Below are 14,473 nucleotides of genomic sequence, written 5' to 3' on the forward strand. Positions count from 1 at the left end.
CTCCTCATCCCCAGATCATCAGCGCCACCAACCCGACACCGCCGACCACTAGCCGCCACCAGCCGAACAGCGCGTAGCCTTTGCGCGAGACGTAGTCGAGCAGGAAGCGCACGACAATCAGCGCCGTGACGAAGGCGGCGACGAAGCCGACGGCGATGATCGGCAGGTCGGCACTGCTCAGCACGTTGCGGTTCTTGAACAGGTCGAAGGCGAAGGCGCCGACCATGGTCGGGATCGCAAGGAAGAAGGAAAATTCCGCAGCCGCGCGCTTATCGACGCCCAAAAGCAGGGCGCCGACGATGGTCGAGCCCGAACGCGATGTGCCGGGAATGAGCGACAGGCACTGGAAAAGCCCGATCTGCAGGTAAAGCCGGGTCGGGAAGCGCTCGACATCGCGGTAGACCGGCTTGAGGTTCATGCGGTCCACCGCCAGCAGCACGACGCCGCCGATGATCAGCATGATGCAGATCAGCCTCGGCGATTCGAACAGCACCGTCTTGATGAAATCATGCGCCAGCGCGCCGATGATCGCCGCCGGCAGGAAGGCGATCAGGATGCCGATGGCGAAATGCCGCGTCAGCCGGTCATGCGGCAGGTCGAGCAGCATCTTCCACAGCCGGCGGAAATAGACGCTGAGGATCGCCAGGATGGCGCCGAGCTGGATCAGGATCTCGAAGGCCTTGCCGGTCGAATGGAAGCCGAGGAAATGACCGGCAAGCAGAATATGGCCGGTCGACGACACCGGGATGAACTCGGTCAGCCCCTCCAGCAGGCCGAGCAGCAGGGCTTCGACGATGGTCTGGCTTTCCATGGCTACCTCGGCATTGGCGTGACGGCTGACAGAAGGGCTTGCTTGTCATGGCGTTGAAGTCCCCCTATAGGTCGCAACACCCTGACGGCCCGCTAACCGGGCGGCCAAGACTTACCGGTGCGCCCTGCGATTCGCCAGTGCGCTTTATCATCGCGGAACCATGCTGACGCTTTTCCACCATCCCATGTTCGCCACCTGTCGCTTCGTCCGCCTCGCATTCGGCGAGTATGGCGAGGAGCTGGCTTTGATCGAGGAAAAGCCGTGGACCCGGCGCAAGGAGTTCCTGGCGCTGAACCCGGCCGGCACGCTGCCGATCCTGCTGGCCGAAGGCGACGTGCCGATCGTCGGCGCGACGGTCATATCGGAATATCTCGATGAAACGCGCGGTGTGCTGAAGCGCGACAAGCGGCTGTTCGCCGAGGACCCGATGCAGCGCGCCGAAATCCGCCGGCTCATCGATTGGTATCTCAACAAGGCTGAAAGCGAAGTCACCCGCCATCTGGTGCGCGAGCGCGTGCTGAAGCCGGTCATGCCGGAAACGGCGGGCGGCGGCTCGCCCGATTCGGGCGCGATCCGTGCCGCGCGCGCCAACATCCGCCAGCACATGAAATACACCAACTGGCTGGCCGGCACCCGCCATTGGCTGGCCGGTTCGAGGGTCACCTATGCCGATCTCGCGGCCGCGGCGACGCTGTCGGTGCTCGATTATCTCGGCGAGATCGACTGGCGCGAGCACAGCGCTGCACGCGAATGGTACACACGGGTCAAGTCGCGGCCCTCTTTCCGGCCGCTTTTGACCGACCGGGTGCGTGGCCTGTCACCGGTGTCGCATTATGCGGACCTCGACTTCTGACGCCGCAAAACTGCGCGCGCTGATCGACGCGGAGGCGCAGCGCGCCGGCTTCGATGCCGTTGCCGTCACCTCCCCCGATGCGATCCCGCTGGCGCCGGCGCGCCTGGCCGAATTCGTCGCCGATGGCTTTCACGGCTCGATGGACTGGATCGCCGAGACGCTGCAACGCCGGGCCGAACCGGCGGCACTGTGGCCGCAGGTGCGGTCGATCGTCGTGCTGGCGATGAACTACGGCCCCGACCATGATCCGCGCGGCGTGCTGGCCAAGCGCGACCGTGGCGCCATCTCGGTCTATGCGCAAAACCGCGACTATCACGATGTGATGAAGGGGCGGCTGAAGGAGATCGCCGGCAAGCTCGTGGCGCGCGCCGGCGGTGATGTGAAGGTGTTCGTCGACACTGCGCCGGTGATGGAAAAGCCGCTGGCCGAGGCCGCCGGGCTCGGCTGGCAAGGCAAGCACACCAATCTGGTCAGCCGCGAGCACGGCTCCTGGCTGTTCCTCGGCACCATCTTCACCACCGCCGAACTCGTGCCCGACCGCGCCGAGATCGATCATTGCGGCTCCTGCCGCGCCTGCCTCGACGCGTGCCCGACCGATGCTTTTCCGGCGCCCTACCGGCTCGATGCGCGGCGCTGCATTTCCTATCTCACCATCGAGAACAAGGGGCCGATCCCACATGAGTTCCGTGAAAAGATCGGCAACCGCATCTATGGCTGCGACGATTGTCTTGCCGCCTGCCCGTGGAACAAATTCGCCAAGGCGGCTTCCGAAGCAAAACTCGTCGCGCGCGATGATTTGCGCCAGCCGCCGCTCGCCGACCTTTTGGGTCTCGATGACGCGGCCTTCCGCGCTTTCTTCTCCGGTTCGCCGATAAAACGCATCGGCCGCGACCGGTTCATTCGCAACGTGCTGATCGCCGCCGGCAATTCCGGCGATGCCTCTCTTGCCGACACTGTGCGCGTCTTGCTGGACGATGCTTCGCCGCTGGTGCGGGGCGCGGCAATATGGGCGCTGGCGCGGCTGGTGCTCGACGCCGAATATTCAGAAAGGGCAGCCATCGGCCTGAAAACCGAGAGCGACGAAGCCGTGCGCGACGAATGGCGTCTGGCGCGGCCAACCAGGGCGAATGCATGAGCGAAAAGCAGATCTTCATATTCGGCGCCGGCTATTCCGGCAGGGCTTTTGCTCGGGATAACAAAGGCGCCGCGACGATCTTCGGCACGACACGCTCGCCGGAAAAATTCGAGACGCTGCGGCAGGCCGGCATCGCGCCGCTCCTGTTCGACGGCGCGATGACCGGCGAAATCGGTGATGCATTGGGAAAAACAACGCATCTGCTGATTTCGGTTGCCCCGGAAGAGGCCGGCGATCCCGTTCTGAATGCCGCGCGCGCGGCAATCGCTCAAATGCCTTTGCTGGAATGGATCGGCTATCTCTCTACGGTCGGGGTTTATGGCAATTATGACGGCGCCTGGGTTGATGAAACGGCAGAATGCCGGCCGGTGTCGAAGCGCTCGGTGATGCGGGTTGCCGCCGAACAGGACTGGCTGGAGCTGGGCCGCGAGATCGGCCGACCGGGGGCGATCCTGCGCCTGTCCGGCATCTACGGCCCCGGCCGCAACGCGCTGGTCAATCTGGAAAAAGGCACCGCAAGACGGCTGGTCAAGCCGGACCAGGTGTTCAACCGCATTCATTGCGAGGACATTGCAGGCTCCCTGTGGCAGCTCATCGAAGGCAATACAGGCGGCATCTTCAACGTCACCGACGACCTGCCGGCGCCGCCGCAGGATGTGGTCGCCTATGCCGCTTCATTGATGGGCATAGAGCCGCCGCCCGAGATTCCCTTCGACGCCGCCCAACTTTCGCCCATGGCGCGGTCCTTCTATGGCGAGAACAAGCGTGTCGCCAACGCGGCGATCAAGGCGGCGGGCTATTCCCTGCGCTTTCGCGACTACCGCGCCGCCTTCGATCATATGTGGGCAAGCGGCGATTGGCGTGACGGCGAAGCGCGCAGCCCGATGAAGCGCTGACGATCGAAGCCGCGGGCGCGGCGTGCTATGATTCGGCCTTGGGATTGCGGTGGAGAACCGGGTTCATGAAGACAGCGATGAGGCCATCTTTCGGCAAAACGCCCCTGTTGGCCGCTGCGGTCGGCCTGCTTGCCGTGCTTGGGTTAGCCGTTCAGCCGGCGACCGCCGAGGAGCGGGCAAAAGACCTGTTCGGCGCCAAGAAACTGCCGGCCGCCACCGCGGCGCAGTCGATCGGATTCTATTCCAAGGGCTGTTTTGCCGGCGGCGTCGCCATTCCCTTGGACGGTCCGACCTGGCAGGTGATGCGGCCGTCGCGCAACCGCCGCTGGGGCCATCCGGCGATGATCGCGGTAGTCGAGAAATTGTCGCGCGACGCAGCGGCCGATGGTTGGCCAGGCCTGCTGATCGGCGACATTTCGCAGCCGCGCGGCGGCCCGATGCTGACAGGACATGCCTCGCACCAGATCGGGCTCGACGCCGACATCTGGCTGACGCCGATGCCCAGCCGCCCGCTGTCGATGGCGCAGCGCGAATCGATGAGCGCCACCTTGATGGTCGATGAGAAGACCCATCTGGTGAAGGACGCGCTGTGGACGCCAGCGCACACAAGGCTTTTGAAGCGCGCGGCAAGCTACAGCCAGGTCGAGCGCATCCTGGTCAATCCGGGCATCAAGAAAAAGCTCTGCGATACCGTCAAGGGCGACCGCTTCTGGCTGCGTAAGGTCAGGCCGTTCTGGGGCCACGACTATCATTTCCACATGCGCATCGGCTGTCAGCCCGGATCGCCCGGCTGCAAGGCGCAGGAAGCGACGCCGGACGATGACGGTTGCGGCAAGCCGCTGGCCTGGTGGTTCACGCAGGAGCCCTGGCGCCCCAACAAGAACCCCGATGCGCCCAAGGCCCGCGACCTGATGACGATGGCGAACCTGCCGAGCGAATGCCGCGCCGTGCTCGACGCGCCGGGGCCGTCGTCGGCCGAGGCGGCTACCTACCATGGCGGCGGCGTGCCGGTCGCGGCCGCGGCGCCCGAATCCGAAGCGCCGTCATTGCCCGCCACCCCGGCCGCCGCCGGCCTGCCAAGCACGGGGAACGCTTTCACGGCGACTCCCGAGATCGGCGTGCCGCTGCCGAGACCGCGACCGCCTGGAAACTGACGATCACGGCTTATAGCTTACAGCTTATAGGCAGGCTCAATCGGTTCAACGCCTCATTTTTGCGAAACCGTGGCGGTTTGGCCGCAGAGCCGGCCTCAGCGCGCCGCCGGGGTCGAAAACCGTTTCCCTTTTCAAACCCATGCGCTAGTCAACGGAAGAACGGCCAGATGCCGTCGGGGGCGCCGGAGACGGACGAGAGCATGCCACGCACAGGCGACGACGACACTTTGCTGCGGTTTCCGATCCTGATCGGCGACATCGGCGGCACCAATGCGCGCTTTTCGATCGTGCTCGACGCCAATTCCGAGGCAGGCGAGCCGACCATCGTCCAGACGGCGAACTACAACACCATCGACGAGGCGATCCAGGCGGCCGTGCTCGACCGCTCGTCGGTGCGTCCCAATTCGGCGGTGCTGGCGGTGGCTGGCCCGGTCGACGGCGACGAGATCGAGCTGACCAACTGCCCCTGGATCGTCAAGCCGAGGAAAATGTTCGCCAGCCTCGGCCTGAGCGACATCGTCGTGCTCAACGATTTCGAGGCGCAGGCGCTGGCCGTCGTCGCGCTCGGCGAGGAGCACATGGAAAAGATCGGCGGCGGCACGCCGGAGCCCAATGCCGGGCGCGTCGTGCTCGGTCCGGGAACCGGGCTCGGCGTCGCCGGGCTGGTCCATGCGCTGCACCACTGGATACCGGTCCCCGGCGAGGGCGGCCATATGGACATCGGCCCGCGCACACCGCGCGATTTCGAGGTTTTTCCGCATATCGAGAAGCTCGAAGGCCGCGTTTCGGGCGAGCAGATCCTGTGCGGGCGCGGTCTGGTCAATGTCTACCGGGCGGTGGCCAAGGCGGACGGCAAGGCGTCGCCCTTCACGACGCCGGCGGAGATCACTGCCGCGGCACTTGCGAAAACCGATCCGGTTGCCGAGGAAGCGCTGGAGATCTTCGTCACCTGCCTTGGGCGCACCGCAGGCGACCTTGCTCTGGTGTTCATGAGCCGCGGCGGCGTGTTCCTCACCGGTGGCATCGCGCAGAAGATCGTGCCGGCGCTGAAAGCCGGCAATTTCCGCGCCGCTTTCGAGGACAAGGCGCCGCACAGCGCGATGATGCGCACCATGCCGGTCTATGTCATCACCCACCCGCTGGCCGCACTTCTGGGCCTTGCCGCCTATGCCAGGAACCCCTCGCTGTTCGGCGTCCAGACCGAGGGCCGGCGCTGGCAGGCCTGAAAGCCAGCGAAGCGCTCGCGCCCCCGCGACGAAGTTAATCAGGTGCGGGCATAGGCAATTAGGCCGCAGGGCGTTAAGAGGGGTGCCGAATTTGCAGCCCCGGTCCCACGAGGCGGAAAACCACAAAGCGCTCCCGATTTGACACTTCAAGCTCCAAACAAACAAAAAGCCCGGCCCGGCGAGGTCACAGCGGTGCTCCGCCGCATCCTCGCTGAAAACGGCAACGAGTATCGCTGGACCTATGTCGTCGCCGTCTCTTGCCTGCTGATCGTTTCCGGCACCACTGCCTTCACGGCGTGGATCATGGCCCCGATGATCAACCAGATCTTCTACGAACGACGCGGCGATATGCTCTGGTTGATCTGCGCCGGTTTCATGGGAGCCTCCCTGCTGCGCGGCTTCGCCGGTTACGGCCAAGCAGTCGCGTTGGCCAGTATCGGCAACAATCTGGTCGCGCGCTACCAGAAGCGCAGCTTCGACCATCTGATGAAGCTCGGCGTCAACTTCTTCAACGATACGCGTTCCGGTCGGCTGGCGGCACAGGTCAGCGAGAATGTCGGCGGCGTTCGCGATCTGCTGTCGCTGACACTGACCTCCATCAGCCGCGACGCGGTCACGCTGGTCGCTCTCGTCGGCGTGATGATCTACCAGGATCCGGTGTTGTCGCTCAGCTCGCTGCTGATCGGCCCTCCACTGATCTGGGCCGTCGTCTACATCACCCGCCGACTGCGGCGTATCAACCGGGAATCCGTCCTGATCAATTCGCGGCTGAACGGGTCCGTGCAGGAAGCCACGCAAGGCATCGCCATCGTCAAGGCCTTCACCTTGGAGGCCGAGCTGGCGCGCCGCATCGGCATCATGGCGGACACGGCCGAGCAGCGTAACAACAAGATCGCCCGCGTCTCGGAGCGGCTGTCGCCGATTTCCGAGATTCTGGGCGGTCTCGCCATCACCTCCGTGCTTGCCTATTCCGGCTACCGGGCGCTGTATCTTGGGCAGCCGCCGGGCGCGGTTTTCTCCTTCATCACCGCACTGATCATGGCTTACGATCCGGCAAGACGCCTGGCGCGCACACAGGTGGGCATGGAACGTGCCCTGGTCAACGCGCGCATGATCTACGAGTTGCTCGACCTGGAGCCGAAACAGGGCGACGCACCCGATGCCGTCGAGGCGAGGATCACCACCGGCGAGGTGCGTTTCGATAATGTGACGTTCGGCTACAGCGCCGACATGCCGGTGCTTAGGGACCTGAGCTTTACCGCCGCGGCCGGCAAGGTGACGGCGATCGTCGGTGCGTCGGGCGCCGGCAAATCGACGCTGGTGGCGCTCTTGCAGCGCTTCTACGACGTCGACCGGGGCAGCATCGAGGTCGATGGCCAGGACATCTCGAAGGTAACCAAGCATTCGCTGCGGCAGTCGATCGCCTATGTGGCGCAGGCGCCCTATCTGTTCGAGGGCACGATCCGCGACAACATCCGCTACGGCCGTCTGTCGGCCACGGACGCCGAGATCGAGCAGGCGGCGAAACAGGCGGCAGCCGACGAGTTCATCCGCCAGCAGCCGCAAGGTTACGACACGCCGGTCGGCGAAGGCGGCTCGACCCTTTCCGGCGGCCAGCGCCAGCGCGTCTCGATCGCCCGCGCCATCGTGCGCCAGGCACCGATCCTGCTGCTCGACGAGGCGACATCGGCGCTCGACAACGAGGCTGAGGCGCGCGTCCAGGAAGCGCTGACCCAAGTCATGCAAGGCCGCACGACCATAGTCATAGCGCATCGGCTGTCGACGGTGGTCAATGCCGACCACATCATCGTGCTGGAAGAGGGCCGGTTGGTCGAGGAAGGCACCCATGCGACGCTGATGGCCGACCCGGACAGCATCTATTCCCGCTTCCACCGCATCCAGGGCAAGAAGGGACTGGGGCTTGTCGAGGACCGCGAGCCGATCCAAACTCCGATCCGGGCCACGCGTGCGAAGAAGACTTCTGTGAGGAGCGCATGAGCGAAGCAGGCGATATGGGCCTTGTGGTGGTGGGCGCTGCCGGCCGCATGGGTCAGACGCTGATCCGTGCCATCCATACCATCCCCGGCGCGCGGGTCATCGGCGCGGTCGAGCGGGCGGGTTCGCCCTATCTGGGCACGGACGCGGGCGAACTGGCGGGCATCGGCATCATCAATGTGCCGATCGGCGACGACCCGTTGCCGGTCTTCGCCAAGGCAGACGGCGTGCTCGATTTCACCACCCCGGCCTCATCAGTCGAATTCGCTGGCTACGCCGCGCAAGCGCGCATCGTTCACGTCATCGGCACGACCGGGTGCACGGCCGACGACAATGCGAAAATCGCGGCGGCGGCGCGCCATGCGACGATCGTCAAGTCGGGCAATATGAGCCTCGGCGTCAATCTACTGGCGGTGCTGGTCGAGCAGGCGGCACGCGCGCTCGATGCCGACGATTTCGACATCGAGATCCTCGAAATGCACCATAAGCACAAGGTCGACGCGCCATCGGGCACAGCGCTGCTGCTGGGTGAAGCCGCCGCCGCCGGGCGTGGTATCGAGCTTTCAGGCAATGACGTACGCGTCCGCGACGGCCACACCGGCGTGCGCAAGACGGGCTCGATCGGCTTTGCCACGCTGCGCGGCGGCTCTGTCGTCGGCGACCACAGCGTGATGCTGGCAGGCACCGGCGAGCGCATCACGCTTGCCCACCACGCCGAGGACCGCGCCATCTTCGCTCGGGGCGCCGTCAAGGCGGCGCTTTGGGCTCGTGGCAAGAAGCCGGGGCTGTATTCGATGCGGGACGTGCTCGGCCTCAGCTGAGCGGCCAATCTGCCAACTTGCCCAACCTGAAGGGAGCAAACATGTCGAGAACCCTCGTGCTCGTGCGCCACGGCCAGAGCGAATGGAATTTGAAAAACCTGTTCACCGGCTGGCGCGACGTCGACCTGACCGAGCAGGGCCACGCCGAGGCCAAGGCCGCCGGCCAAAAACTCAAGGCGCGCGGCCTGAAATTCGACATCGCCTTCACCTCGGCGCTGATCCGGGCGCAAAAGACCTGCCAGCACATCCTCGACGCGGTCGGCCAGAGCGACCTGAAGACCATCCGCGACCAGGCGCTCAACGAGCGCGACTATGGCGACCTCTCCGGCCTGAACAAGGACGACGCCCGCAAGAAATGGGGCGAGGAGCAGGTGCATGTCTGGCGCCGGTCCTACGATGTGCCGCCGCCCGCCGGCGAAAGCCTTAAGGACACTGGCGCCCGCGTCTGGCCCTATTACCTGCACGATCTGCAGCCGCATGTGCTGCGTGGCGGCACCGTGCTGGTCGCCGCGCACGGCAACTCGCTGCGCGCGCTGATCATGGCGCTCGACGGCAAGTCGGGCGAGGAGATCGTCAAGCTGGAACTCGGCACCGGCGTGCCGGTCATCTACCAGCTCAACGCCGATTCCACCGTCGCGTCCAAGGAAGTGCTGGACGACTGAGCCGGCGAACGGAGCAACCGCGAAAAAAGCGCGTTGACAGCAATCGCTTGCCCGCTTACATGAGCCCGCACCAGCCCAGATGGCGGAATTGGTAGACGCGCACGGTTCAGGTCCGTGTTCCGCAAGGAGTGGAGGTTCGAGTCCTCTTCTGGGCACCAAATTCCCGTTCCGAACCCTTCGACGGTTCAGAAACTTAAAGAAAAAGCCCGGTTCGTCCGGGCTTTTTCTTTGCGCGGCTCAAGGTCACTCCTAAAACGGCCGTTTCAGCGAGGCCAGCGCCTGCGCCGTGCAGCAAAGACTTGTTGCGCTGCACCAAAATTTGCGGCTATGTGCAGATATCCAAGATGGACCCGGTGCAATTCCGGGTGGCTCTTCCGGCCGCCGATCCGCCGGACAACAACAAAACCAGATCTGCGCTGACAATGATGGGCTGCGGTCCGTCGCGGTCTGGAAATGATTGACCGGAATTCCATGCTCACATTCAAAACCTACCGCGACGAGTGGCGCGGCAACCTGCGCGGCGACGTGCTCGCGGGCATTGTTGTCGCCCTGGCGCTGATACCAGAAGCCATCGGGTTTTCTGTCATTGCCGGCGTTGATCCCAAGATTGGGCTCTACGCTTCTTTCTCCATCGCCATGATTATCTCCATCACCGGCGGCCGGCCGGCGATGATTTCAGCTGCCACCGCGGCGACAGCCGTGCTTATGGTCACATTGGTGCGCGACCATGGTCTGCAATACCTGCTCGCGGCAACCATTCTGGCCGGCGTGGTCCAGGTCGCGGCCGGCTTCGCCAGGCTGGGTTATGTGATGCGGTTCGTGTCGCGCTCGGTGATGACCGGATTTGTCAACGCGCTTGCGATTCTGATCTTCATGGCCCAACTGCCGGAACTGGTCGGCATGCCGTGGCAAACCTATGCGATGATCAGTCTCGGCCTTGCCATCATCTATCTGTTTCCCCGCATCACGAAGGCGGTGCCCTCGCCTCTGGTGTGCATCATCGTGCTCACCACCCTATCGCTGCTGCTTCACATCGACGTGCGGACGGTGGGCGACCTCGGCGAACTGCCGTCGAGCCTGCCGACCTTCCTGCTGCCAGACGTGCCTTTCACGCTGGAAACGCTGTGGATCATTTTGCCTTATTCACTCGGTGTGGCCGCGGTTGGCCTGCTCGAAAGCCTACTGACGGCGTCCATTGTCGACCAGATGACCGACACAAAAAGCGACAAGAACCGTGAATGTGTTGGCCAGGGTATCGCCAACTTCGTAACCGGGTTCCTGGGCGGCATGGCCGGTTGCGCCATGATCGGCCAGTCGGTTATCAACGTCAAATCTGGTGGGCGCACGCGGCTTTCCACATTTGTGGCCGGGGCGTTCCTGTTGTTCATGCTCATATCGCTTGGCGACTGGCTGCGCGTCATTCCCATGCCGGCCCTGGTCGCCATCATGATCATGGTATCGATTGGCACGTTCAGCTGGTCTTCTCTGAACGATCTCAGGAAGCACCCCCGTCGTTCAAGCATCGTCATGCTGGCGACAGTGATCACCGTGGTCGGGACCCACAATCTCGCGCTTGGTGTCGGGGTGGGCGTGCTGCTCTCGGGCATCTTCTTCGCTTGGAAGGTGTCGCAGATTTTCCGCGTCACCTCGACCCTCAGTGGCGACGGCGCGGAGCGCCATTACCTTATCGAGGGTCAGTTATTCTTCGCTTCAGCGGAGGATTTCCTGAACGCGTTCGATTTCAAGGAGCGCCTCCAGCGCGCCCTCATCGACGTCACTCACGCTCATATCTGGGACCTCACTGGCGTCAGCGCAGTCGACACCGCCGTTCTCAAGTTCCGCCGCGAGGGCGTCGAGGTGGAGGTGGTAGGTCTCAACGAGGCCAGCGTCACCATCATGGACAAACTTGCCATGCACAATGAACCGGGTGCTTTGGAACGAGTCTTCAGCCACTGACGAAGGCCTTCCGACTGAGGTTCTTCGGCTGGTGTCTCGGTTTGGTTCCTCGCCCGAGATGACGACGGCGTGGTGTCTACCAGCCAGACCCCCCTGGTCAGGGCTCCAACAAACCGCTTCAAACTCCGCGCCCGCTTCGCTACGCTCAACCATGGCTCAATCCACCACCCAGATCTTCGGTGCCCGCCGCGACCAGGCGTTCCCCACGCTGGCCGAGATGGACATCGACCGCATGCGCCGGTTCGGCGAGGCCAGCGCCTATGCGGCCGGCGAGAACATCGTCACGGCGGGCGATGTGGCGCCCGGTCTGATCGTCGTGCTGTCGGGCAGCGTGGATATCACCCAGGACGGGGGGCTCGGCCGGCACGAGACGATCGTCACCCACGGTCCAGGCAGCTTTGTCGGCGAACTGGCGCAGCTTTCGGCCCGTCCCTCGCTGGTCAATGCGCAGGCCGCCGAACCGGTGGAGGCGTTCGTCATCGCCTCGCAGCGGCTGCGCGACCTGATGGTGCAGGAGGCCAATCTCGGCGAGCGCATCATGCGGGCGCTGATCTTGCGCCGCGTCGGGCTTTTGGAGAGCGCCACCAGCGGGCCGATCATCATCGGACCCCAGGACAATGCCGACGTGTTGCGGCTGCAGGGTTTCCTCGCCCGCAGCGGCCAACCGCACCGCGTGCTCGATTCAGACAGCGATCCCTGCGCCAAAACCCTGGTCGAACGCTTCGAGGTCGATCCTCACCACCTGCCGATCGTGCTCTGTCCAAACGGCAGGCTGCTGATGAACCCCGGCGAAAAGGACCTCGCCCGCTGCATCGGCCTGCTGCGGCCGATCGATGCCGATGCGGTGTATGACGTGGCCATCGTCGGCGCCGGCCCGGCAGGGCTGGCGGCGGCGGTCTATGCGGCATCCGAAGGACTGTCGACGATCGTGCTCGATTGCCGTGCCTTCGGCGGACAGGCTGGCGCCTCCTCGCGCATCGAGAACTACCTCGGTTTCCCCACAGGCATAACCGGCATGGCGCTGATGGCGCGCGCCTACAACCAGGCGCAGAAATTCGGCGTCGAAATGGTCATCCCGGACGAGGCGAAGCTTTTGAGCACCGCCACCGACGCGTCAGGCGCCCGCTATCTGCTCGATGTCGGCGACGGCGAGACCGTGCGCACGCGCAGCGTGGTGATCGCCAGCGGCGCGCGCTATCGCCGCCTCGACATCGCCAATCTGGCGCGGTTCGAGGGGACGTCCGTGCATTACTGGGCGTCGCCCATCGAAGGTCGGCTTTGCGCGGACCAGGAAGTGGCGCTGGTCGGCGCGGGCAACTCGGCCGGACAGGCGGCCGTCTATCTGGCCAGCCATGCGCGGAAGGTGGCGCTGCTGGCGCGCGGCGGCAGCCTCGATGCCAGCATGTCGCGCTATCTGGTCGAGCGCATCCGGGCGCAACCGAACATCGAGGTGCTGACCGGGACCGAAATCGAGGCTCTGGAGGGCGAAGAGGGCAATCTTGCCACAGTGCGCTGGCGCAACCGCGCCAGCGGCGCGAAAACGACGCGCTCGATCCGCCATCTCTTCCTCTTTATCGGCGCCGATCCGAATACCGATTGGCTGGCGAACTGCGATGTGGCGCTGGACGCCAGGGGTTTCGTGCGCACCGGATCGGACATAGGATCGGCGCAGATGGAGACCAGCCGCAGCGGCGTGTTCGCCATAGGCGACGTTCGCGCCGGCTCGGTGAAACGGGTCGCGGCGGCTGTCGGCGAAGGCGCCCAGGTGGTCGCGGCATTGCATGCATATCTCGCGCGCGGCAACGCCGACACACCTCGAATGGCCGGGAGACCATAATGGATGAATGCAGACATACGCGCGACATCAGGAAGGTGACGCCGAGCGCCCTCGGCTGCGAGGAGTGCCTGAAGAGTGGATCGCAATGGGTACATCTGCGGCTCTGCCGCACCTGCGGCCATGTCGGCTGCTGCGACGACTCGCCCAACCGCCACGCCACCAAGCATTTTCACGCCACCAAGCATCCGATCATCGAGGGCTACGATCCGCCGGAAGGCTGGGCATGGTGCTATGTCGACGAGGTGTTTGTCGACCTCGGCGACGACGTGACCCCGCAGAACGGCCCGATCCCGCACTTTGTTTGAGCGGCGCCGCATGGCGACGGAATCCCGAGAAAAGCGCGATCCGTCCGGGCTTCTTTGGCGGCGGTTTCCCTGCTGAACGGCTTGGCAGTCGGTCGGCGAAATACAGATATCCCAGCCACCCGGCCAGCACGATGGAGGCAGTCCAGATACAAACAATGATCACCGCCGCGTAGCGGCTCACCGGCCTGTCGGCGGCCAGCGCGGCGGTCTTTCTGTGTTCCGCCATCACCTCGGGCGGTATCATCCTGACCACGGCAAGGACGCCCAAAGGGACAAGGATGACGTCGTCGAGATAGCCGATCACCGGAATGAAATCGGGGATCAGGTCGATTGGCGACAAGGCATAGCCTGCAACACACACGGCAAGCGCCTTGGCGTACCAGGGCGTTCGGGGATCGCGAGCGGCGAGGTAGAGCGCATGCACATCGCGCTTGATCGTTCGGGCCCACTCATTCAGTGCCATTGGATGATTTTAGCGCCAAATGAAAACCGCCGACAGCGCACGCCAGGCGCCCGCCTCCGGGAGCGTCTCGAAGAACCGATGACCGCTGGTCTACCGCACGGAGCCGGTGACGGTCGGGTCGATCATGCTGGGAACGGACTTGCGTTCGTTTCCGGCAAGCGCCGCTATGATCAGCAGGCTGGCAACCACCGGGACAAACAGGATGGCGACGCGAGCTTGCACGTAAAAGATGGCGCGCCATTCATTGCGCTTGTCGGGGCTGTTGCTCATCATACTCACTTTGTCGGTCCCCCACGCGGTGACATAGCCGCGAACGGTTAAACAACTCCTTCCGACTTCGTTAACCCAGCGGAATTGAG

Annotated in this window: 13 protein-coding genes, 1 tRNA gene, 1 pseudogene and 1 other annotated feature; of the genes and pseudogenes, 12 read left to right on the forward strand and 3 right to left on the reverse strand. The window is 64.4% G+C overall.

The window, feature by feature from the left end; translation table 11 throughout:
• Positions 1-4: 4 nt before the first annotated feature.
• Positions 5-811: an undecaprenyl-diphosphate phosphatase gene (locus tag NKJ00_RS04260; RefSeq protein ID WP_023814166.1), complete on the reverse strand. Its 807-nt coding sequence runs from the start codon at positions 809-811 to the stop codon at positions 5-7.
• A gap of 160 nt (positions 812-971) precedes the next feature.
• Here NKJ00_RS04260 and NKJ00_RS04265 point away from each other — a divergent pair, with 160 nt between their 5' ends.
• The 12 genes from NKJ00_RS04265 to NKJ00_RS04320 all read left to right on the forward strand — a co-directional run bounded on the left by NKJ00_RS04265 (position 972) and on the right by NKJ00_RS04320 (position 13,651).
• A complete protein-coding gene (locus NKJ00_RS04265; protein WP_013528622.1) occupies positions 972-1,664 on the forward strand; it encodes a glutathione S-transferase family protein in 693 nt (230 codons plus the stop codon).
• Positions 1,645-2,799: a tRNA epoxyqueuosine(34) reductase QueG gene (queG, locus tag NKJ00_RS04270; protein WP_352628879.1), complete on the forward strand. Its 1,155-nt coding sequence runs from the start codon at positions 1,645-1,647 to the stop codon at positions 2,797-2,799. Before NKJ00_RS04265 ends, queG begins: the two co-directional genes overlap by 20 nt.
• Entirely contained in the window at positions 2,796-3,695 is a 900-nt protein-coding gene (locus NKJ00_RS04275; protein ID WP_352628881.1) for an SDR family oxidoreductase, read from the forward strand. Before queG ends, NKJ00_RS04275 begins: the two co-directional genes overlap by 4 nt.
• Before the next feature lie 65 nt (positions 3,696-3,760).
• Complete coding sequence (mepA, locus tag NKJ00_RS04280) at positions 3,761-4,849, forward strand: penicillin-insensitive murein endopeptidase (protein WP_352628883.1); 1,089 nt, start codon at positions 3,761-3,763, stop codon at positions 4,847-4,849.
• Between the two features lie 200 nt (positions 4,850-5,049).
• Complete coding sequence (locus NKJ00_RS04285) at positions 5,050-6,075, forward strand: glucokinase (RefSeq protein ID WP_352628885.1); 1,026 nt, start codon at positions 5,050-5,052, stop codon at positions 6,073-6,075.
• A gap of 138 nt (positions 6,076-6,213) precedes the next feature.
• Positions 6,214-8,073 (forward strand): ABC transporter ATP-binding protein, encoded by a 1,860-nt coding sequence (locus NKJ00_RS04290; protein ID WP_352628888.1) that lies wholly within the window; start codon positions 6,214-6,216, stop codon positions 8,071-8,073.
• Positions 8,070-8,891: a 4-hydroxy-tetrahydrodipicolinate reductase gene (dapB, locus tag NKJ00_RS04295; protein ID WP_352628890.1), complete on the forward strand. Its 822-nt coding sequence runs from the start codon at positions 8,070-8,072 to the stop codon at positions 8,889-8,891. Before NKJ00_RS04290 ends, dapB begins: the two co-directional genes overlap by 4 nt.
• A gap of 41 nt (positions 8,892-8,932) precedes the next feature.
• Entirely contained in the window at positions 8,933-9,553 is a 621-nt protein-coding gene (locus NKJ00_RS04300; protein ID WP_127268270.1) for a 2,3-bisphosphoglycerate-dependent phosphoglycerate mutase, read from the forward strand.
• Positions 9,554-9,626: 73 nt separating this feature from the next.
• A tRNA-Leu gene (locus NKJ00_RS04305) sits at positions 9,627-9,711 on the forward strand.
• 185 nt (positions 9,712-9,896) lie between these two features.
• Positions 9,897-9,952 (forward strand) — a sequence feature (sul1 is cis-regulatory element that is thought to sense ions involved in sulfur or methionine metabolism; They are found in Alphaproteobacteria).
• 72 nt (positions 9,953-10,024) lie between these two features.
• Positions 10,025-11,509 (forward strand): SulP family inorganic anion transporter, encoded by a 1,485-nt coding sequence (locus NKJ00_RS04310; RefSeq protein WP_352628892.1) that lies wholly within the window; start codon positions 10,025-10,027, stop codon positions 11,507-11,509.
• A gap of 151 nt (positions 11,510-11,660) precedes the next feature.
• Positions 11,661-13,346 (forward strand): FAD-dependent oxidoreductase, encoded by a 1,686-nt coding sequence (locus NKJ00_RS04315; protein WP_352628894.1) that lies wholly within the window; start codon positions 11,661-11,663, stop codon positions 13,344-13,346.
• Positions 13,346-13,651, forward strand: coding sequence for a UBP-type zinc finger domain-containing protein (locus NKJ00_RS04320; RefSeq protein WP_352628896.1), 306 nt, complete (start codon positions 13,346-13,348; stop codon positions 13,649-13,651). The genes NKJ00_RS04315 and NKJ00_RS04320 overlap by 1 nt, the downstream gene beginning before the upstream one ends.
• Positions 13,652-13,784: 133 nt before the next feature.
• On the opposite strand, the pseudogene NKJ00_RS04325 reads toward NKJ00_RS04320, so the two are convergent.
• Both NKJ00_RS04325 and NKJ00_RS04330 read right to left on the reverse strand, forming a co-directional pair.
• Positions 13,785-14,099, reverse strand: a pseudogene (locus NKJ00_RS04325) (YkvA family protein); the annotation flags it as partial.
• 105 nt (positions 14,100-14,204) lie between these two features.
• The gene (locus NKJ00_RS04330; protein WP_013528612.1) at positions 14,205-14,387 is read right to left on the reverse strand and encodes a hypothetical protein; all 183 of its coding nucleotides are present in this window, start codon (positions 14,385-14,387) and stop codon (positions 14,205-14,207) included.
• Between the last annotated feature and the right edge of the window lie 86 nt (positions 14,388-14,473).

The organism is Mesorhizobium sp. M0227, assembly GCF_040321855.1.
GTDB lineage: Bacteria > Pseudomonadota > Alphaproteobacteria > Rhizobiales > Rhizobiaceae > Mesorhizobium.